A 19,694-nucleotide genomic window follows, 5' to 3' on the forward strand; every position below is an offset into this window, starting at 1 on the left:
CTGGTGCCGACCATCGACCCTTGAGTCCCACGGCACGGCCGCACGAGTACGGAGAGCCCAGCGAAGACCTCGACCTCTACCAAGACAAACACCCGATCGAGGCCGACTGGGAACCCGACTACGAGGAGGAGTCGGTGCTGGAGCCCGACGATGAGGAGGAGCCTGACTACGACGACGAAACCGACCTCGAACCGTACTACGGCGAGGAGCCCGGATTCGGCCCGGGTTTCGCCCCCGGCGACGACCCTCAGCACCGTCCCGGATTAGGCCACCGCGAACCGAAACTCGCTCCTGGCCCCAAACATGGCCCGGGTCGCCCGGCAGGGCCGCCGCATGAGCACGGCCCAAAGAAAGGTCCCGGCAAGAAAGCCCCCGGCAAGAAGGTACCCGGGAAAAAGGCGCCCGGGCCGAAAAAGCACCGGGGCCACCTGCCCCCACCTCCGCATGAGCATGGCCCCGGCCACCCACCGCCGCCGGCTGAAGGACCCCCACCCCCGCCGCATGCAATCCGGGACGCTGAGCATCCCCATGGACATGGGCGTGAGCATCACCGCGAGGCGAACGGACCAGCGCCGGATTTTGGCCTTGGGCCCGGAGCTGGTTTCGGGCCCGGCCCCGGTTTTGGTTTCGGGATAGGTCTCGGCCGGGAGGGCCGCGGCCGCCGGCGTGGTGGCCCGGGTCGGCGCGGCCGCCGCGGTGATGTGCGCGCGGCGATTCTGGCCCTGCTCGCGGAGCACCCTATGCACGGTTACGAGATGATCCAGGAGATCGCCGAACGGAGCCGGGACATGTGGCGGCCCAGTCCGGGATCGGTGTATCCGACATTGCAGTTGCTAGAAGACGAGGGCCTGATCGTGGGCTCCGAAACTGAAGGCAACAAAAGGCGTTTCGAGTTGACCGACGAAGGTCGGGCCGCGGCTGAAAAGATCAAGACCCCGCCATGGGAGGAGATCACGGAAGACGCCGACCAAGATCAGGTCAACCTGCGCGCAGCCTTGGGCCAGCTATACGGGGCGGTGGTGCAATCCGTGTACGCGGCCACCGGTGAACAACAGCAACGCGTCGTGGCTATTCTCAAAAAAGCCCGCCGCGAGATCTACACCATGCTGGCTGAATCGGAGTAGACATCAGCGGCCATTGTCACGGTGATTGGCCGGGCGCTGGTGTTGTGCTGCTGTCAACAGGCCGGTACCGCGGGCCCTGCGAGCAGTTCACCCCATTCGTGACGGGCCGCTGACTGTGCACCGACGAAACTGTGGATGCTCTTTCGGTCGGCATCGGCACCGCTTGCGAGGTGAACAAGCGCCCACGCCATCGTGAACACCGGCATTTGGTGTCGTTTGGCGGCGCTGAGCAATTCGTGTAAAGCCGTCTCCGAAGAGCACCGGCGAAGGCCGATCAGTATGCCCTGCGCGGTGTCGAGGATCCGACCACCATGCAGGTCGAATGAGGTCTGGGCGGGAAACCAGTCCGCCGTCATGCCGTGCCTACCTCCTGCCTGATACTGGTCCCGCCGAGACGGCGGAAGAACCCTGTGGGCGCGGGACTCTCGCGGCGCTCATCAGTTATCGCGCCCTGTGCCATGATTTGGGTATTCCGCTGGCTGTGCCAGAGCGCCGTCGACATTGATATGGACCTGTGATCGTCTCGGTACACAGCGGCGCCACGTCCCCGCGCGCATATGCGCCAATACCTGTGGTGGCAGGAGCATGAAAACGCCCAGCTGCCGGTAACGGCCACCTGCTGGTATTGACTTACACCGCAACGGATTTGCTTGTGGTGTGCCTAATCGTGTTTCGGGTTGGGAAGCCGTTCGATGAGATTGCGGAAGCTTGCCGCCGGATAGGTGGATGCGCCCGCGTGCCGGACGCGGCCGGCCAAGGTGATGTCAGATGTCACGACGTTGATGTCCTGCGGTCGGTCATCAGCGCGGACCAGCCGGACAATCTCGTCGTCGGCGGCGTTTGGGCCTGCGTTGGGGGCGTGTCCTACCTCGACAACGGATGAGTGAATCGGCGGTGACGTCCGCTGCTCGAATACCACTGTCACGTGGTGTCCTTCCGCCGAAGCCCAGCGCTCCAACTGATCCACCAGCCTGACCATCGCACGTCGGCGGTCCTTCCACCAGCCGTCCGGGCGAGAACCGATCACGTTCATGGCGTCAACGATCCATCGCACAATCTGACACTACGGGGCCGGCCTTCACTCGGGGACCCCGCACACTTGCACCCAGTCCGCCGGCGGCACCTCGTGGCCAGGCCGATAACGCAGCGAAACTAAGGTGCAAGCCATGAGCCTCGTCACCTATGAGCTGACCCAGCACATCGCCACCATCACCCTCAACCGTCCCGAGGCTCGCAACGCCATCAACGGAGCACTGCGCCGCGACCTGAACGCGGCCTGGGACCGGTTCCGTGATGAGGAAGACGCCTGGGTGGGGATTCTGACGGCCAACGGTAGCGTCTTCTGCGCCGGCGCCGACCTTAACGATGGCGACGGCGCCGTCGGCACCTTCGGCGGCACCTTTTGGGAGAAGCCGACGATCAACTCCTTCGAGAGCGGCATGGAACTTTTCAAGCCGACGATCGCTGCCGTGCACGGTCCCTGTATCGGCTACGGGCTGACCGGGGTGCTGTTCTGCGATTTCGTGATCGCCGATACCGAGGCCAGCTTCTCCTTCCCCGAGGTGTTGCTCGGGATGCCCACCATCGTTGGAGCCATCCGGCTCCCCCATCGGGTCGGGTGGGCCAACGCGATGGAGCTGTTATTGACCGGGAAGCCGATGAGCGCGCAGCGGGCCAAAGAGATCGGTCTGGTGTGGAAGCTTGTCGAGCCCGACGCGCTGCAGGCGGAGGCTCGGGCGTGGGCGGAAACCCTGACCGAAGCCGCTCCTCTGGCCCAACGCGCAACCAAAGAGGTGGCCTGGCGCACCGCGGACATGGGCTGGATCGAGTCGGTGCGGTTCGGTGAAACGATGCGCAAGGTCGTCGGGTCAACCGGTGATGTGATCGAAGGTATTCGGGCGTGGCGCGAGAAACGCAAACCCGAGTGGCGGGGTCGCTGACCCCGGCTCGGTCGGCCACTATTGTCAACTCGGGTGAAAACGCTGAAAGTTATTTTCTGTCTGTATTTTTCAGCTGCAACCAGCAATCAGTTTTGGCCGCGCGGCAACTCGCCCGCCGAGACGGTGGTCACTGGTTAACCAAACGGCTGCTGCCCACCCAGTGCTAGACCGGCCATGTCTCGCGGCGCCAGGCGGCATCCCAAAACATCCACTCGTAGCGGGCAGCCGTGGTGAAATGCGATCGGGCGCGGATTTCCTCAGTCGTACAAAGGGTTTCGCCGATGTTGTTAGCCAGGTCCAGCACCTCGGCGACCATGGTCTGATAGTCGTCAGCGGAATAGGTGTCGATCCAACGCTGGTAACGCGGATCGGGTGAGCCGCACCGGCCCAGCTCGGCGCCCACCTTGGCGTAAATCCAGTAGCACGGCAGGACTGCCGCCACTCCGTCGGCAAAGCTGCCGCCGTACGCGGTGGCTAACAGGTAGCTGGTGTAGGCACGGGTCGTCGGCCCGGCCGGCGCGGCACCGGCGTAGTCGATGTCGAGTTCGGGCAGCAGGGACTCGTGCAGAGTGAGCTCGACGTCGACGGTGGCGGCGGCGTGCCGCACGAGCAAGCCCATATCAGCGTGGCCGGGTGCCTTGCCGGCCACGACGCTGAGCGCACGCGCGAAATCGGGCAGATAATACGTGTCCTGGACAAGGTAGTGGGCAAACGCATCTGGATGAAGGCTGCCGTCGGCCAGCCCGGCCACAAACGGGTGATGCAGGATTGCCGTGTAGGTGGGCACGACATCGGCCCATAACCGCCGGGTCCAACTTTTTCGCGTCACACCCGCGATGATTCCAGCGCCCAGCACCCTGGTGTCGCGGTGCTCGGGATAGCGGCTCGACGGATGTCCACAACGATGGTTGAGTCGCCGTGCCCGTGCCGCGAATCGATCGCCCCGTATCCGCCGGTGCGCCCGGTGAGCGGAGATATGGTTGCTGTAACGCGGACCGTCGATTTACCAGAGGTAACTGTTGATGCGTTACAACCCTCCCCCGAACTGGCCCAAGCCGCCCGAGGGTTGGGTGCCGCCGCCGCAATGGTCACCGGATCCGTCCTGGCCGCCCCCTCCCCCGGGGTGGAAACTGTGGGTTGACGATGATGCCCCGGCCGTGCGTCCGGCCCAGTCTGTGCTGAATCGGTTCGAGCGCAGCAGCGACGATGTGGAGTATTTCGGCGACGACCGCGCATGGTCTGATGCCGCTGCACAGGCTGCGCCCGCTCATGCCCAGCCCACCGCCGGGCCACCGGCGTTAGCAGCGCAACCCACGGAGGTCGCCCCGGAGGAGCTTTCCGTACACCATCTCGGTCGTCCCGTCATGATCAGGTGGGAGGACGAGCACAGGTACCACATCGGCACCGTCGCCGCTGTCTCCGCGGACTCCTCGGCGATTAACGTCAAACTGGCCGGTTCTGACACCGTGGTTTCTTTCGCGCGAGAGGGTGCGCGCCGCGATCCGGCTAATCCCCGCCTGTACGTGTGGATGTGAACCCGCTGCGGCTGTGCGATTGGCGCGGTGACCCATTCGGGTTCGCCGCAGCCGTCCGATCCTGCGCTGACGAGCAGCGCCGGACAGATTATGGTGGCATCCTCGCGGCATGGGTGCACTAGTCCGGCTGGCGGAGCTTTTGCTGGTGATCCTGCCGCTGGCCGGTGCGATCATTGCCGCCGTCAAAGCGTTCACGGCTAATCCGCGGCGTAATGTCGAGTCCGCCGACGCCCGCGCCCCGGATGAACGATCCCGCAGAGGCGTCGGCGGCAACCCCGCGGCGCGGTGGGCCTTGATCCGGCGCGTCATCGAAGAGCACAGCAGGACGGATGCGCGCTGGCTGGACTATGAACTCGACCCCGCCGCACTGCTGGATTTCCCGCTGATGACCGATCTGCGCGACCCGCTCACCATGGACTTTCACAAGGCCAAGTTGCGGGCGGATCTTTTGCGGCCCGTCAAAGCCGAAGATCTGCTCGATGATCGCGAAGCCGCGGACCGGTACCTCACCGCCGTCGAGGAGTACGTGACCGCATTCAACGCCGTTGAGGCGGAGGCCATCCGCCGGCGCCGCAACGACTTTCCGCACGACGCGCAGCAGCGGATCTCTCGCGCCCAGACTCTTTTGCGCGTGGCGGCGGACCCCGCGGCGACACCGCATGAGCGCCAGCGCGCGTACCACCGTGCACGCCATGAACTCGACGGTCTGATCGTGTTGCCGACGGTGACACAAGAGCGAATCGAGCGGGGGATCTCCGGTGAGATCGACCGGTAGCACGTCGATACCGGGGATACCGGGCCAGCGGGGCTGACCTGCGCTGCTGGCGTCCACCATGGTCTGTTGGGCTATCGTTCAGCTGTGCCTGAGATGACTCGTCGCAGTGTGATGGTGATGGCAGGCATCGGTGTGCTGGGCGCCGCGATGCCAGCCCAGCCGGCCGGGGCCTCGGTATCCGGACGCCACACGCCGGCCCGACGCGGTCCAGGGCCCGAGGCGCCGCCCGGTAACACAGCCGCCGGGAGCTACCTTTTCCACGACGAATTCGACGGACCGGCGGGTGCGGCCCCCGATCCGTCGAAATGGACGGTAGCGCGAGCCCGGGAGCCGATGAAGGATCCGACATTTTGGGAAAGACCCGAGAACGTCGGGCAATATCGCGACGACCGCCGAAACGTATTCCTTGACGGCAAGTCCAACCTTGTTCTGCGGGCCGCGAAAGACGGTAACACCTACTACAGCGGCAAGGTTCAAAGCCCGTGGCGGGGTGGCATCGGTCATACCTGGGAAGCCAGGATCAAACTCGATTGCCTGACGGCCGGTTGCTGGCCTGCGTGGTGGCTGGGTAACGACGAGCGCGGCGAGATCGACGTGTTCGAGTGGTACGGCAACGGCAATTGGCCGTCGGCAACCACTGTTCACGCCAAAGCAAACGGTTCGGAATGGGCGACCCACCAGATCGCAATGGATAGCGGGTGGCACACCTGGCGATGCCAATGGGATGCGGCCGGCATCCGCTTCTGGCAAGACTACGTCGACGGCGCGCCACCCTATTTCGATGTTCCGGCGAATTCGTTGCCGGACTGGCCGTTCAACAATCCCAGCTATCAGCTCTACCCGGTGTTGAACCTGGCGGTGGCCGGCTCGGGTGGGGGCGATCCCCGGCCGGGCACCTACCCGGCGGAGATGCTCATCGACTATGTGCGCGTCTGGTAAGGGCCGCTGATGACATGGGCTTCGGCAAGTCGGTAGACCGGCGCCGGGTGGGCGCACCGTGGTCCGCGAAGATTCGGCGGTGGTCACCTGTTGTGCTCACCGTGGGTGCGGCGGGATCGTTCGTGGTGTTCGTCGTGGTTGTCCCCGCAAAGACCGGTGTGCTTTGAGCCTGTAAATCAGCATCGGAGGGTTTCCACGGGAACCGTGGATTGATGCCGTGAGCCCGTGCGTCAGACATCCGACTCTCCTGGCCTCCTCACGACGGACACGTTCACCCGGGTGCTCACCGGAAAAGGGAGCGCAGTGGGCGTCATTCACCCGCGCTGCGCGGGGCTTGGACATCCCCGCTATCGGGGAGTACACCGCCGGACAGCCATCCGCCGCGGTCCGACACCCTGGGCGAAGCGTCTGAACCGACCCCCCGCGAACTCATCTCAGGTCAATCTTCTCGCCAGGTCAAAACGGCGAGCCGTGCAAGGTCAGGCTGATGAACAGGCAGGCCATGCACAACAGCAGGTTCAACGCGACGAGCACCAGGCCTGCCAGTAAAAGCCCTCGGATAGCCCGGCGCCGCATCTGCTGCAACTTCGCCAGGCGCTGCTGGCGCGTTATCTCGGTCGCGACAAGCGCAAAATGAACATCGACCAGTTCGTCGGAGGCGACCGGCGCGCCCGCCGCGATCGCCTGAAGGCGCGCCGCCGGTATCCCAATACCGACATCAGCAAAGCGCCGGCTCATCCGTCGCGCCCGTCTGCGGGTCAGCACCTGATTCATGTGCAGACGCGGTCCCCACGCGTCGCCCCACAGGTTTGCCGGCGTCGTCATAGGCGATCACTTTAGTTCGATGACGTCACCAGCGGGACCATGGTGCGCGGTCTTTCGCCCTCAAAGCCAGCCCGCCGCCACGGGTGCACATCAGGATGTGGTGGGCTCGCCGAGCTTGACCAGCATCTTGCCGATGTTGGCCCCGGTGAACAAGCCGTTGAGGGCATCGACACACGACTCGATGCCCTCCAGGATGGTCTCGCGATGCACAAGCAGGCCTTTCTGCTCCCATTCGCGCAGCGCTGCGAAGGCCTCATCGAAGCGGCCCCACTGGTCCAGCGCGTTGAAGCCCTGCATGAGGGCGGTCTTGGCTAACAGATTGACATAGTTGGCTGGACCGGGATGCTCACCGGTGAGGTAGCTGGAAATGACGCCGCACAGCACGACTCGCGCCCTGGGCGCCAGCCGGCCCAGCACCGCATCGAGAACTGCCCCGCCGACGTTGTCGAAGTAGACATCGACCCCGCGGGGACAGTGTTGCTTGAGCGCCGCCGCCAGGTCACCCTGCTTGTAGTCGATGCACGCGTCGAACCCGAAGTCGTCGACCACAACGCGACACTTCTGCGGCCCGCCGGCGATGCCCACCACCCGGGCTCCGGCGATCTTGGCGATCTGACCGGCCACCGACCCGGTGGCGCCCGCCGCGGCCGACACCACCACCGTCTCCCCCGGTTGCGGCCGGCCGATGTCGGTCATCCCGAAGTAGGCGGTGGCGCCGGTCGGCCCGTACACCGACATCACCGCGAGCTGATCGGGTGCCCCGGGAATCGGTGTGGTGAACACATCATCGCGGACGATCACGTACTCCTGGAAGCCCGAGAGTGTGGTGACCACATCACCGACGGTGTAGGCAGGACAACGGGAGGCCACCACCTCGCCGATCCCGGCCGCTCGGATAACCTCGCCTAGCTGCACCGGCGGCAGGTAGCTGGGCTGGTCATTGAGCCACGTACGGACCGCGGCATCGATGCCGACATAGGTGACACGTACCAGCGCCTCGCCCTCGGCGGGTTGCGGTGCGGGTGCGCTGACCAGTTCGGTGTCAGCAGGTTGAACCAGTCCTTTGGGGCGGCGGCGCAGCACAATCTGGCGGTTTGTCAAGTCGGGCACGATGCGAAACTGCCACAGTCTGTTTCATTTCACCAGTGCTGACCGCACGGGCGTGCAGTCCGGACGCCGCGGCCACGCCGACGGCCGTTGTCGTGATGTTTACCTGGGCCCGGTTTCGTTGTGGTACTTCTTGGTCATCTGGTCGATGGCCTGCAGTTGGGTACGTGCGAGCTCGTCGCGCACGTCGCTGGCGCGGGCGGCGGCCTCGAGCGTGGGTTGCGCCTGGCCCTGGAAGTGTGGCAGCACCTCGGCGGCGAACAGCTCAGCCGAGCGTTTGGTGGCTGCCGGGTTTGCCCATTCGTGGGCCATCTGCAACATGCACCCGAATCCGCCGGACTGCTCCCACAGCCGCTGTATCTGTGCCCGCGCCCGCTCCGGTGTGCCGATCACCCCGGCTCCCGCATTGTTGATGATGTCGATCATCTCGTCGAGGCGATCACCCGGCATCGTCATCTGCGGGAACGCGGCCACCTTCTGGAAGTAGCGAAACCACGGCTCGATACCGAATTTCACGTCGGCGCGGGCCTGTTCGTCGCTCTCGGCGATATGGAAAGGGCCGACCAGTCTCCAGTCTTTACGGTCGACTTGCTTGCCGAAGGCTGCGGCGCGCTCTTCGGCGATGCCCCAGTGGTAGGCCAGCGCGTCGAAACCTTCGACGGTCATCGTCGCTCCGATGGACAGCAGGCCGATCCCGTGCTTGCCGGCCAGCCGTGCCCCGGTCGGCGACGCGACAGCGGCGACCGCCAGGGGAATTCCTCCCTCGGAGTACGGGGCGAGCTGCAGCCGGGCGTCGAACAATTCGTGCGTCCTGGTTTTCGCGGTGACGGTCTCCCCGGCCAGCAGGCGGACCAGGATGTCGAGGTTGGTTTCCAGCAACTCTCGCGTGTCGGTCGGGTTCAGGCCGATCATCGCGGAGTCGGTGGGCAGCGAGCCCGGTCCCACCCCGCCGATCACACGGCCCCGCGTCAGGTGGTCAAGCAGCATTAGCCGGTCGGCAACCCACAGCGGATTGTGGTAGGCGAGTGAGATTACCCCGGTACCCAGCCGGATCCGTTGGGTCCGCTGCGCGGCGGCGGCGATGAAAATCTCCGGTGAACTGATGATCTCGCTGCCCGCCGAGTGATGCTCGCCGATCCAGACTTCGTCAAAGCCGAGCCTGTCGATATATTCGACGAATTCCAGGTCGCGCTGCAGCGCGAGTGTCGGGTTGGTGCCCGCTCGGTGAAACGGGGCGATGAAGTACCCGAATCTGAGTTTGGCCATGGCGGTCCCCTTGCGGTCGAGATGCCCGAACCTTAGCGTGCGCGATCGTTTCCGGGCGTCAAAGCAGCGATCGTGGGCCCTCGGGTGCGGCTAGCTCAGCGGTGCCGAGCCGGTCATGGCCATCCGGCGCAACCTACGCTGGGAATACACCCGCCCCCTCCGCCGGGGCCTCCTCCCCCGCCGGGGCCGCCCGGAATGGTGCCCCAGCCGCCGCCGGGTCCGCCGCCGCCGGTGGGTCCGCCGGGGATGCTGCCGCCGCCTCCGCCGGGGCCTCCTCCCCCGCCGGGGCCGCCCGGAATGGTGCCCCAGCCGCCGCCGGGTCCGCCGCCGCCGGTGGGTCCGCCGGGGATGCTGCCGCCGCCTCCGCCGGGGCCTCCTCCCCCGCCGGGGCCGCCCGGAATGGTGCCCCAGCCGCCGCCGGGTCCGCCGCCGCCCGGCGACGGCGCAGGCGACACGCTGGACGGGGGGGTCGTCGTCATCGTCGTCGTCGTCGTTTTCGGGGTTGTCGTTGTGGTTGTGTTCGGTGACTTACCGCCGCCACCGCATCCGACCGCTAAAACCAGCACGGCCGCACCGCCGAATAGTGCGGCCCGTGTCTTATCTTTGGAATTCATTGGTCTCCCAACTCTCGTCGCAAGTCCGCGTGACGTATACCCGACCTGTGCATAACTAAAACGGTTGGATATCAGGGGGCGCGTTGCAGGAGAATTCATGCAGATTGGTATCGAGCGCTGCCGATGCGACACCGTGAGATGCCGCGGCGGCAAGGGATGCCGGGCCGGGTGTTCCGCAGCTGAGTGGTCTCGGGGATGCTCTGGACGTGTCCCTGCGTCGCCTGGTCTGAGGTAGCTGATTCGTCGACTACCCGGGGCGCTGGACAATTACTGCGGAGTCTCCTGAATTATCGAAATTTCTTGTGCGACTGTGTTTTAGGCTCGCCAAGCTGTGCCCAATTCAAGCTTGCAGCGCGGGAAGCCGGCAGCAACTAAAACGAGGAAAAGTATTGACTGAGTCCAGAAAAGTGCGAATATTGTTTCTGTGTCCCCAATGCCGGGCTACGCGGAGCGGCTGCGTATGGCCGGTCTCCGGGTAACCCGGCCGCGGGTCACAGTGTTGGAGGCGGTGGAGGCGCATCCACACGCCGACACCGAAACGATCTTCGGCAGCGTGCGTAACGCCCTGCCCGAGGTGTCCCGTCAGGCCGTATATGACGTGCTGCATGCCCTTACCCGGGTGGGTCTGATCCGGCGGATGCAGCCGTCGGGCCTGGTTGCTCGCTATGAATCCCGGGTGGGTGACAACCACCATCACGTCGTCTGCCGATCCTGCGGGGTTATCGCAGATGTCGACTGCGCCGTGGGCGCGGCACCGTGTCTGACCCCGTCCGACGACTATGGCTTCGAGCTCGACGAGGCGGAGGTCATCTATTGGGGCCTGTGCGCCGAGTGTTCTCAGGCGTGAACTATTCACCTACCTACCCCGAAAGGAATTCTCCAGTGTCTGACAGTGAAAGCCCGGTAATCTCCTCCCCCGAGCCCACCGTGCATCGGCCGATGACCAACCGGGACTGGTGGCCAAATCAGCCTGACCTGTCGATCCTCAAGAAACACGGGCGGCCCGACCCGATGGGCGCGGGCTTCAGCTACAAAGAGGAATTTAAAAAGCTCGATGTCGAGGCGCTCAAACGTGACCTCATCGAGGTCATGACGACGTCGCAGGACTGGTGGCCGGCCGACTATGGCCACTACGGGCCGCTCTTCATCCGGATGAGTTGGCACGCCGCCGGCACCTACCGGATCCACGACGGCCGCGGCGGCGGCGGCGAAGGGGCGCAGCGCTTTGCCCCGCTGAACAGCTGGCCCGACAACTGCATCCTCGATAAGGCCCGTCGGCTGCTGTGGCCGGTCAAGAAAAAGTACGGCCGCAAGATCTCCTGGGCTGACCTGATCATCTTCGCCGGCAACGTCGCCTACGAGTCGATGGGGTTTAAGACGTTCGGATTCGGGTTCGGTCGGGAGGACATCTACGAGCCCGACGAGATCTTCTGGGGTCCCGAGGACACCTGGCTTGGTGATCAGCGCTACAGCGGTGAACGGGATCTTCACAAACCGTTCGGCGCCACTCAGATGGGGCTGATCTATGTGAACCCGGAAGGGCCCAATGGCAAACCGGATCCGCTGGCCGCGGCCGTCGACATCCGGGAAACCTTCCGCCGGATGGCGATGAACGACGTCGAGACGGCCGCGCTGATCGTCGGCGGCCACACTGTCGGTAAGACCCACGGCGCCGGCCCGGCCGACCTCGTCGGCCCGGAGCCTGAGGGTGCCCCGATCGAGCAGCAGGGTCTGGGCTGGAAGAGCGCCTACGGTTCGGGCAAAGGCAGGGACGCCATTTGCAGCGGCCTCGAGGTGGTATGGACGCCCACCCCCACACAGTGGGACAACAGCTTCCTGGAGACTCTCTACGGCTACGAATGGGAGTTGACGAAAAGCCCCGCGGGTGGCTGGCAATACGTCGCGAAGGATGCCGAGCCGATTGTGCCCGATCCTTTCGACCCGTCGGTCAAACGCCTCCCGACAATGCTGGTGACCGATGTCTCGCTACGGGTGGATCCCACGTACGAAAAGATCACCCGTCGCTGGCTGGATCACCCGGAGGAGTTGGAGGCGGAGTTCGCCAAGGCATGGTACAAGCTGCTGCACCGCGACATGGGGCCCGTCTCCCGCTACCTCGGTCCGTGGGTTCCCGAGCCGCAGCTGTGGCAGGATCCCGTGCCCCCGGTCGACCACGAACTGGTTGGGGAGGCTGACATCGCCGCGCTGAAGGCCAAGCTGCTGCAATCGGGGCTCTCGATTTCGCAATTGGTCTCCACCGCTTGGGCTGCGGCGGCAAGCTTCCGCGGCACAGACAAGCGAGGTGGTGCGAACGGGGCGAGGATCCGCCTTGCGCCGCAAAAGGATTGGGAGGTCAACAACCCGGCTGAGCTGGCCAAGGTATTGCCGGTACTCGAGAAGATTCAGCAGGAGTTCAACAACTCCCAATCCGGTGGGAAAAGGATTTCGCTGGCTGACCTGATCGTGCTCGGCGGGTGCGCGGCGGTCGAACAGGCGGCCAAGAAGGCCGGAGTCGATATCACGGTCCCGTTCGCACCCGGGCGCACCGACGCCTCCCAGGAGCAGACCGACGTGGAGTCGTTTGAGGTGCTCGAACCCAAGGCCGACGGGTTCCGCAACTATGTGCAGGCCGGAGAGAAGCTCTCGCCGGAGACCATGCTGGTAGACCGGGCGTTCATGTTGAACTTGAGCGCTCCGGAGATGACGGTGCTCATCGGGGGCATGCGGGCGTTGGGGGCCAACTACGGTCACAGTAAACACGGCGTGTTCACCGACCGGCCCGAGACGTTGACCAACGACTTCTTCGTGAATCTGCTCGACATGAATAACGAGTGGAAGGTTTCCGAGTCGGCGGAAAATGTCTACGAGATTCGCGACCGCGCCACCGGCCAGCTCAAGTGGACAGCGACCGCTGTCGACTTGGTGTTCGGTTCGAATTCGGTCCTGCGCGGTCTGGCCGAGGTCTACGGTACCGATGACGCGCAGGACAAGTTCGTACGCGACTTTGTCGCGGCGTGGGACAAAGTGATGAACCTCGACCGGTTCGACCTTCGCTGATCATCGCCGTTGCCGACCGATCATCCGGGGCGGACACCCCGTGAGCAGCTCCACGCTCGCGGGGTGTCACGCATGACCGGGTGCCGGTGAGATCGGCGGGCGCCCTGCACCCGCCGCACCGTCCTCAGGGTCGCCGGGATAACTGTGCGCCGATGAGCGGGGCGATTTTGTCGGCTAGGTACGCATGCCCGGTGTCGTTGGGGTGCACACCGTCCGCGCCGATGAGATCGGGCCTGCCGACAAACCAGTGATCACCAATCGGATCGACGAACGCGGCGCCGGCACCCCGGGCTTGAGTGTTGAGCACGTCACGGACCTGCAGGATGGATTCGGGCACATCGTCGGTCGGCCACGGCGGCCCAATCACCAGGAGCCTGGCCGACGGCGCAGTGCGGCGGGCCAGATCGTAGGTGTCGTGGGCGATTTGAGCCAGCAGCTCAGGATCGACATCTTGGTCGTTGCGGGAGCCAAAGAACACCACCAGCACATCGTCGGGCCGGATCGCCCTGCTGGCGAGGTCTTGGAAAAGGTCGCCGTGGTCACCACGTACCGCATAACCGGCTCGGCCTTCCGAGGCCACGCCTGCTGCGATGTGCACCCCGTGCTGGGCGAGAATCTGCCAGGCGCGAGCCGTCCAGGACTTCGGGCCAATACCGCCTTCCGCGGTGCCGCTGGTATAAGAGTCACCGATCACGGCGACGTGATTCAGCGGGGAATCCAGGTTGGGTGACGTGCAGAGCCGCACCGGTACCCGATGCGCGTTGACCGCGCTGACCAGAAGGGTCAATGACATGACCCAGGTGGTCAGACGATTCACACCTACCTCCACCGCCAACCTGCAACCGCGTGGTCGCGGCGCGATCACCGACAGCCTATGACCTGCCAGACGAAATGGGCCGTCAAAACGCTGCTTTCACGACTCGTGCCGGGCAGAACAGCTCATATTATTCGATAGACGCTGCGGCGCATCATGCTTCGCGTGACACTCCGGCAATCACAGTGCGGGCACCGAGAGCGGCTCGGTTTGCCCCGTCCGAGCCCCCTGGACCGGCTCAACCGTGGTTGCCGGCGACTCGGAGAACCCGGACAGTGAGCCGATTTGCGGCGGGTAGGCGCTGATGTTGGCCATTCTGCGAATCCAGCGGCGAGCAGGTTCTTCAACGAAATGGAACAGCAGAATTGCCATACCCACCGCGATCACCAGCAGGCCGACGACGTTCCATTTCCATGGTGAGCTTTGCAGGGTGAGCTGAAACTGCTGCACGGTCCATCCCCAGGCGGTATGCACCAGCTCGTGAACCATGTACAGGCAAAACGAGATCTGACCCCCATAGACCATCAACCGGGTCGACAGCAGTCTGGGCAAACTGCCTGTCCCGGTTGCCAGTGTCATCACCAGCGGCACGAACAGCATGTCGACCAGCCCCCCGCTGTCCACAACACCAGGCAAGGGGTGCGCATCAAGCAGGTACAGAGCGCCCACAATCGCAACCGTCAAGAGCAGCGAAGCGTATCCCGCGCCGCGGCGAGCGCGGTTGGTCAGCCGCAATCTGCGGACCGCGGCGCAGGCCAGCGCACCCGCGATGAACTGCGTGACGATACGCGGCAGCCAGCTCCACGGGGTGTAGAACTGTCCGCTGGCCAACAACAACAGCACCGGTGGCAGCGAGGCGGCGAACGCCAGCCACATCAGACCGCGTGCCCGGGTAACCTGCTGCATCCGGAAAATCACCACGACCAGCAGGCCGAAAAGCAGGTAGGCCAGCCATTCGGCGCTGATCGACCAGGCCGGACCGTCCCAGCTGGACCCGTCGAAGTACGGTTGAAACCACAGCTGCACCAGCAGGATCTGGCGTACATAACTCACCGCGGTGAGCTGGCTGGCGTCGGGGGACGGCACGTGGCCGACGTGCAGTGTGAATATGATCCACAGGGCAGCGAGGTGCAATGTCACCAGATACACCGGCCACACTCTGGCCAGCCGTAGCCACAGGAAATGCAGTGTGGCACGCACTGACCACGACGGGCCCATCCGGTCGAGGTAATTCCAGGTCAGCACGAACCCGCTGAGGATGAAGAACAAATCAACCCCTTGGGCGCCGCAGTTCAGCACCGGCGCAAGCGCATCGCGGACACCCGGTGATGCGTCGCCCAGCATCGGCCGGTAGTGAAACAGCACAACCCATACCGCGGCGATAATGCGGAGTCCGGTCAAGGCTTTGATCTCTGCGGTACGCACAAACACTCTTTCCGTCAGGATTCTGCTGTTTTGTTGGCCTCGCAGCTCGGCTGGCCGGGCGCTCCGCAGCTCCGCGCCGTGGCAACCGGCGCCCTTCGCAGACTAACAGCGGGCCAGCCGCCACCGTGGGCACGGGATCGTGTGTGTATGCGGGTCGATCGTGAAACTGCTGATCACCGCGACCGCGGTACAGCCAGCCGACTGCCACTAACGGCTTTGCGTGGCTTTGCGCTGCGCAGTACCGGATCCGCAGCGCCCCGACGCCGCAAAACGCCGACGGCACTATTGCCTGACACGCCATCAACACGCGAAAGTCGTTTCTTAGCAAAGAGTTAGAGACGGCTTCCGGTCGCCTTAGGATTTGCGCGTTAGCGTGGATGGCAGATTGGTCGACACGGGTCGGCCGCTGTGACACCACCAGAGTGAGGTTGCGTATGAGTGCCACCATCGCCAGACCGGCTTCAAACCTCACCCCTCGATACCGAACCACCGCCATTGATTGCGGTGCGGCTCATATCCGGGCGCACTGCCGCCATCTTGCGATTGTCGTGACAATCGAAGGCACCATCGATGCCGGCAATATCGACCGGGTCACCGACTATATCCGGCAGTGCTCCCTGGTGAAAAACGCTGTGGTACTCGATCTCAGCGGTGTGACGTCTTTCGATCCGAGCGCTATCTCGATGTTGTACGTGCTCGACGACAGCTGCCGGGCCGCTGGAGTGGAATGGGCGCTGGTCCCAAGTCTGCACGTGCTCGACGTGCTCGGTAGTACCGGCCACGAGACGGTGTTTCCGTTAACACATTCGGCGCGCGAAGCACTGCACAATTTCGCCGACATGATTTCCCGGCGCCGTGAACTGTTGCTACCGCTCATCAAGAAAACAGCGTAGAGGTGTCGCTCGGAGGCGATACTTGCCCCGCAAAATCCAGGTCCTCTAATCCCCGTTGTGGGAGCGCCGAATGGGCAGAGAATTCTGTTCGGTTCACTGGCGCCAGCCAATTGCCAAACCCACACGATCGCGTCGAATGCAGGATTTTCGCAGACGAGTCCTGCTGCCAATTCATGGTCCGTGTCAAGCGGTTGGGATCACCAGCGCACCGGGACGCATAGCGAGCGCAAAAGTCAGCGCGCGGCATAACCGTAGCAATATCGTGGCAATGAGATGCCAACGCCGGGCCCCGCCGCCTGCGCCCGATTGGCTGCTTGCGCTGGATATCGTGCTGGATATCGTGCCGGGTGCGGCGGCCGGTGGCTGAGAGTCACACCCGCGCAGGAAGCGGGTAGGCTGCTTGTCGATGGGGTTTCCGATGAACGTGGCGATGGTATGCACGAAAGCGGTGATGGTCGCCGCGGCGCTTGTCCTGGCCGGCGGAGCATCGGCCGGGGGCGCCGGCGCCGACCCGCACCCGCCCGCTCCGTCGCCTAACCCTGGCCCCAAGACCACCATCGACCACGACGGCATGTATGCGGTAGGAACCGATATCGCGCCGGGAACGTACAGCTCCGCGGGGCCGGCCGGCAAAGGTGCGTGCTACTGGAAGCGACTCGGCGGTTCGAACGGCAACGAAATCATTGACAACGCGATGACCAAGAAGCCGCAAGTCGTGCAGATCGAGCCGAGCGACAAAGCGTTCAAAACGGACGGCTGCCAGCCTTGGCAGAAAACAGATTCCGCGGAGGCCCCGCCGCCCCTGCCCCCGTCGGCCGCGCAAGGCCAGTTGCAGACCATCATCGGTGGCCTGAACGGCGCCGGCCGTCAGTCTGGTGCAGGGCAGGTTCCCGGACCGTAAGGGTGTGAAAGTTTTTCGTTCGGTGCTGATCGGCGTCTCACGCGGTCCAGCGCACAGGCAGTGCCTGCGGTTTGCGGAAGACCAGACCTTGTGGCATACAGGCACAATCGGGGTCGAGCCGCAGGCCGGGCAGGCGTTCCAGAAGGCGGCTCATCGCGATCACGGTTTCGGTCCTGGCGAGCTGGGCGCCGAGGCAGAAATGCGGCCCGTACGCGAAGGCCAGGTGGAGCCTGGCATTGGGACGCCGCACATCGAACCGGTCTGGGTTCGTGAACACGGCCGGATCCCGGTTGGCAGCGGTGATCGAGACGCTGACTAGATCACCGCGCTGAATCTGCACACCGGCGAGCTCGACATCCCGGGTGGCGTATCGGTCAACGATCGCCGCCGCGGGTTCCATCCGCATCGATTCTTCGATCGCGTTCGGTACAAGATCCCCCCGATCACGCACCAGCGTAAGCGTGTCGGGGTCGCCCAGCAGATACCGGGCGGCGTTGGCGATCATGCCCTCGGTGGTCTCCATACCGCCGAACAGCAACACCGCCGCGTTGGAGATGATCTCCGGGCGGCTCAGCCGCGCCTGCGCTGCCTGGGTGAGCAGCGATGGCCTGTCGTAGCGGTCGAGGCTGCGGACGACGGCGGTGCGCACGTGGCTGAAGGCCTGTGCGCCCGCCGCGGCGACCGGCCCGCCGGCGGTCACCCCGGACACCGCCCCGGCGATCGTGTCATACCACGCCAGCACCGACTCAGCGCTGACGTCACGTAGCCCCACCACGTGGGTGATCACATCGGCCGCTAGCGGACCGGCGAATTCACGGCGCAGATCGGCGCCGCCGCCCGGTCGCATCGCGGCGATCAACCGGTCGGTCGTCGCCTCGACGAGCGCTGTGAACCGGTTCCGCACCCGAGTGGGATGGAACGGATGCGCGAACGGCGCACGATGCCGGGCGTGGTCTGCCCCGTCAAGCGAGAGCATGCTCGCGCCGATCACCTGGGAGGTGGAGAACCGACGGTCATCGACCGTAAAGGTTGCCGGATTCCGCAGTACGTGTACTGCAAGGTCATAGCGGGTGATCAGCCAGCCGCCCCGGGCGGGGATCCACGACACGGGCTCGGCCACCCGCAGCCGTGCCAGGATGGGATGCGGATCCTGCGCCAGCTCGTCCAGGATCACGCGACGGCCGAGAGGGAACTCCCGCACGGTCATCCATCATCGCGCGGTAGGGCGTTGACAAGAGTGGACCGGGGCAAGGCCGTGTGGCCGAGGCGGCCAGTGCCCGCTGATCGTGGATGTCGATTACGGTGCTGATGTGGCCAGCGATGCCCAACAAGCGGTGGTAGTGGGTGCCGGTGTCAGCGGGTTGACCACTGGTGTGTGCCTGGCTGAGGCGGGCTGGGCAGTCCAGGTGTGGACGGCCGCGAGACCGCAGGCGACGACCTCGATGGTGGCCGGTGCGGTGTGGAGCCCGGTATTCAGCGAACCGGTGGCTAAGACACTGGCCTGGACCGAACGGTCGTTGCGGGAATTCCGCACACTGTCCGCCGATCCCTCCACCGGGGTGCGCATGGCGTCGGCCCTGATCGTCGGTGGGCGGTCCGGCGCAGCTGAGCTATTCGGGGTGGCTGACGCGCGCAATCCAGTTGAGCTTCCGCCCCAGGCCCGGCTCGTCCCCGACCTGCGGCCAGCTGACCCGACCGAATTGCCGGACGGCTTCGAAATCGGATTCCATGCCACCATGCCGCTGGTCGATATGCCGCGCTATCTCGGCTATCTCAGCGAGCGCTTGACGGCCGCCGGCGGAGAAATCGAGACGCACCCGGTACGGTCGCTGGCCGAGGCCGCCGACGCCGCACCGATAGTGATCAACTGTGCCGGTCTCGGCGCGCGTGCTCTGCTCGGTGATGACACGATGCGGCCGGTGTTCGGCCAGCATGTCGTACTGACCAATCCCGGGCTCGAGCGTCTGTTTTTAGAACTCACCGCGGCCCCGGAATGGATCTGCTATTTCCCCCATCCGCAGCGCGTGGTCTGCGGCGGCATCCGCATTCCCGGCCGCTGGGATACCACTGCGGATCCTGAGGTCACCGAGCGAATTCTCCAGCGTTGTCGCCGGATCGAGCCACGGCTGGCCGACGCGGAGGTGATCGAGACGATCACCGGATTGCGTCCCGACCGCCCGGCGGTACGAGTGGCGGCTGAGCCGCTCGGTCGTGCCCGCTGTATCCACAACTATGGTCACGGCAGCAGCGGCGTGACCTTGTCCTGGGGATGCGCTCATGATGCCGCCCACTTGGCGGCCGACGATTCCCGGTCTGATGGCGGCGTCACGGACTGACCTCATGATGTCAACAGCCCGCAGTGCAGCACAGCGATCCATCAATACCCTTGCAGCTAAATCACATTCGGCCTCCGATCATCCTGTGGCCAAGATGGGTGTCGTTCCGCTTTCCGGCTGCGGCCTTGGAGGCGGCCCGGTGT

At 64.8% G+C, this 19,694-nt stretch carries 20 protein-coding genes; 10 read left to right on the top strand and 10 right to left on the bottom strand.

The features are described from left to right. Positions 1-506: 506 nt before the first annotated feature. A complete protein-coding gene (locus G6N08_RS20835; RefSeq protein ID WP_246216855.1) occupies positions 507-1,124 on the top strand; it encodes a PadR family transcriptional regulator in 618 nt (205 codons plus the stop codon). Positions 1,125-1,177: 53 nt separating this feature from the next. Here the strand turns inward: G6N08_RS20835 and G6N08_RS15845 are convergent, their stop codons facing one another. Together G6N08_RS15845 and G6N08_RS15850 are read right to left on the bottom strand one after the other, a co-directional pair. After that, complete coding sequence (locus G6N08_RS15845) at positions 1,178-1,480, bottom strand: ANTAR domain-containing protein (protein WP_163758830.1); 303 nt, start codon at positions 1,478-1,480, stop codon at positions 1,178-1,180. 305 nt (positions 1,481-1,785) lie between these two features. Further along, the gene (locus G6N08_RS15850; protein WP_163758831.1) at positions 1,786-2,178 is read right to left on the bottom strand and encodes an NYN domain-containing protein; all 393 of its coding nucleotides are present in this window, start codon (positions 2,176-2,178) and stop codon (positions 1,786-1,788) included. A 112-nt stretch (positions 2,179-2,290) separates the two neighbouring features. Between G6N08_RS15850 and G6N08_RS15855 the strand changes: the two genes are divergently transcribed. Beyond that, on the top strand, positions 2,291-3,064 hold the full coding sequence (locus G6N08_RS15855; RefSeq protein ID WP_163758832.1) for an enoyl-CoA hydratase/isomerase family protein: 774 nt from the start codon (positions 2,291-2,293) through the stop codon (positions 3,062-3,064). 163 nt (positions 3,065-3,227) lie between these two features. Here the strand turns inward: G6N08_RS15855 and tenA are convergent, their stop codons facing one another. Continuing rightward, on the bottom strand, positions 3,228-3,893 hold the full coding sequence (gene tenA / locus G6N08_RS15860; RefSeq protein ID WP_163758833.1) for a thiaminase II: 666 nt from the start codon (positions 3,891-3,893) through the stop codon (positions 3,228-3,230). A gap of 193 nt (positions 3,894-4,086) precedes the next feature. On the opposite strand from tenA, the gene G6N08_RS20840 reads away from it, so the two are divergent. The 3 genes from G6N08_RS20840 (at position 4,087) to G6N08_RS15875 (ending at position 6,313) form a co-directional block, all read left to right on the top strand. After that, on the top strand, positions 4,087-4,599 hold the full coding sequence (locus tag G6N08_RS20840) for a hypothetical protein (RefSeq protein ID WP_246216777.1): 513 nt from the start codon (positions 4,087-4,089) through the stop codon (positions 4,597-4,599). Between the two features lie 109 nt (positions 4,600-4,708). After that, positions 4,709-5,374 carry a hypothetical protein gene (locus tag G6N08_RS15870; RefSeq protein WP_163758834.1) on the top strand — a complete coding sequence of 222 codons (666 nt, stop codon included), beginning with the start codon at positions 4,709-4,711 and terminating at the stop codon, positions 5,372-5,374. Positions 5,375-5,458: 84 nt separating this feature from the next. Further along, positions 5,459-6,313, top strand: coding sequence for a glycoside hydrolase family 16 protein (locus G6N08_RS15875; protein ID WP_163758835.1), 855 nt, complete (start codon positions 5,459-5,461; stop codon positions 6,311-6,313). A 456-nt stretch (positions 6,314-6,769) separates the two neighbouring features. Here the strand turns inward: G6N08_RS15875 and G6N08_RS15880 are convergent, their stop codons facing one another. The 4 genes from G6N08_RS15880 to G6N08_RS15895 all read right to left on the bottom strand — a co-directional run bounded on the left by G6N08_RS15880 (position 6,770) and on the right by G6N08_RS15895 (position 10,125). After that, on the bottom strand, positions 6,770-7,138 hold the full coding sequence (locus G6N08_RS15880) for a hypothetical protein (RefSeq protein ID WP_163758836.1): 369 nt from the start codon (positions 7,136-7,138) through the stop codon (positions 6,770-6,772). A gap of 90 nt (positions 7,139-7,228) precedes the next feature. After that, on the bottom strand, positions 7,229-8,248 hold the full coding sequence (locus tag G6N08_RS15885; RefSeq protein WP_163758837.1) for an NADP-dependent oxidoreductase: 1,020 nt from the start codon (positions 8,246-8,248) through the stop codon (positions 7,229-7,231). Positions 8,249-8,347: 99 nt separating this feature from the next. After that, on the bottom strand, positions 8,348-9,511 hold the full coding sequence (locus tag G6N08_RS15890) for an LLM class flavin-dependent oxidoreductase (protein ID WP_163758839.1): 1,164 nt from the start codon (positions 9,509-9,511) through the stop codon (positions 8,348-8,350). Positions 9,512-9,624: 113 nt separating this feature from the next. Beyond that, positions 9,625-10,125 (bottom strand): hypothetical protein, encoded by a 501-nt coding sequence (locus tag G6N08_RS15895; RefSeq protein WP_163758840.1) that lies wholly within the window; start codon positions 10,123-10,125, stop codon positions 9,625-9,627. Between the two features lie 424 nt (positions 10,126-10,549). On the opposite strand from G6N08_RS15895, the gene G6N08_RS15900 reads away from it, so the two are divergent. Together G6N08_RS15900 and katG are read left to right on the top strand one after the other, a co-directional pair. Continuing rightward, positions 10,550-10,972, top strand: a complete 423-nt coding sequence (locus G6N08_RS15900; RefSeq protein ID WP_163758842.1) for a Fur family transcriptional regulator — start codon at positions 10,550-10,552, stop codon at positions 10,970-10,972. 92 nt (positions 10,973-11,064) lie between these two features. Continuing rightward, complete coding sequence (gene katG / locus G6N08_RS15905) at positions 11,065-13,182, top strand: catalase/peroxidase HPI (protein WP_163760730.1); 2,118 nt, start codon at positions 11,065-11,067, stop codon at positions 13,180-13,182. A gap of 124 nt (positions 13,183-13,306) precedes the next feature. Here the strand turns inward: katG and G6N08_RS15910 are convergent, their stop codons facing one another. Both G6N08_RS15910 and G6N08_RS15915 read right to left on the bottom strand, forming a co-directional pair. Then, complete coding sequence (locus G6N08_RS15910) at positions 13,307-13,999, bottom strand: Rv0518 family GDSL lipase (RefSeq protein ID WP_163758844.1); 693 nt, start codon at positions 13,997-13,999, stop codon at positions 13,307-13,309. Between the two features lie 177 nt (positions 14,000-14,176). Further along, positions 14,177-15,421, bottom strand: a complete 1,245-nt coding sequence (locus G6N08_RS15915) for an acyltransferase family protein (protein ID WP_163758846.1) — start codon at positions 15,419-15,421, stop codon at positions 14,177-14,179. 434 nt (positions 15,422-15,855) lie between these two features. On the opposite strand from G6N08_RS15915, the gene G6N08_RS15920 reads away from it, so the two are divergent. Together G6N08_RS15920 and G6N08_RS15925 are read left to right on the top strand one after the other, a co-directional pair. After that, positions 15,856-16,314, top strand: a complete 459-nt coding sequence (locus G6N08_RS15920) for an STAS domain-containing protein (RefSeq protein ID WP_163758848.1) — start codon at positions 15,856-15,858, stop codon at positions 16,312-16,314. 406 nt (positions 16,315-16,720) lie between these two features. Continuing rightward, positions 16,721-17,215 (top strand): Rv1352/Rv1906c domain-containing protein, encoded by a 495-nt coding sequence (locus G6N08_RS15925; protein ID WP_371869040.1) that lies wholly within the window; start codon positions 16,721-16,723, stop codon positions 17,213-17,215. 37 nt (positions 17,216-17,252) lie between these two features. Here G6N08_RS15925 and G6N08_RS15930 read toward each other — a convergent pair whose 3' ends face one another. Continuing rightward, on the bottom strand, positions 17,253-18,416 hold the full coding sequence (locus G6N08_RS15930; protein ID WP_246216779.1) for a cytochrome P450: 1,164 nt from the start codon (positions 18,414-18,416) through the stop codon (positions 17,253-17,255). A 109-nt stretch (positions 18,417-18,525) separates the two neighbouring features. Here G6N08_RS15930 and G6N08_RS15935 point away from each other — a divergent pair, with 109 nt between their 5' ends. After that, positions 18,526-19,551, top strand: a complete 1,026-nt coding sequence (locus tag G6N08_RS15935; RefSeq protein WP_163760734.1) for an FAD-dependent oxidoreductase — start codon at positions 18,526-18,528, stop codon at positions 19,549-19,551. Positions 19,552-19,694 lie beyond the last annotated feature (143 nt).

The sequence above is a fragment of the Mycobacterium botniense genome, assembly GCF_010723305.1.
GTDB classification, from domain to species: domain Bacteria; phylum Actinomycetota; class Actinomycetes; order Mycobacteriales; family Mycobacteriaceae; genus Mycobacterium; species Mycobacterium botniense.

Coding starts and splice junctions, on each gene's coding strand:
- katG (WP_163760730.1), top strand. CDS start 11,065: ATGACCAACCGGGACTGGTGGCCAAATCAGCCTGACCTGTCGATCCTC.
- G6N08_RS15880 (WP_163758836.1), bottom strand. CDS start 7,138: ATGACGACGCCGGCAAACCTGTGGGGCGACGCGTGGGGACCGCGTCTG.
- G6N08_RS15920 (WP_163758848.1), top strand. CDS start 15,856: ATGAGTGCCACCATCGCCAGACCGGCTTCAAACCTCACCCCTCGATAC.
- G6N08_RS20840 (WP_246216777.1), top strand. CDS start 4,087: ATGCGTTACAACCCTCCCCCGAACTGGCCCAAGCCGCCCGAGGGTTGG.
- G6N08_RS15845 (WP_163758830.1), bottom strand. CDS start 1,480: ATGACGGCGGACTGGTTTCCCGCCCAGACCTCATTCGACCTGCATGGT.
- G6N08_RS15855 (WP_163758832.1), top strand. CDS start 2,291: ATGAGCCTCGTCACCTATGAGCTGACCCAGCACATCGCCACCATCACC.
- G6N08_RS15890 (WP_163758839.1), bottom strand. CDS start 9,511: ATGGCCAAACTCAGATTCGGGTACTTCATCGCCCCGTTTCACCGAGCG.
- G6N08_RS15925 (WP_371869040.1), top strand. CDS start 16,721: ATGGGGTTTCCGATGAACGTGGCGATGGTATGCACGAAAGCGGTGATG.
- G6N08_RS15870 (WP_163758834.1), top strand. CDS start 4,709: ATGGGTGCACTAGTCCGGCTGGCGGAGCTTTTGCTGGTGATCCTGCCG.
- G6N08_RS15895 (WP_163758840.1), bottom strand. CDS start 10,125: ATGAATTCCAAAGATAAGACACGGGCCGCACTATTCGGCGGTGCGGCC.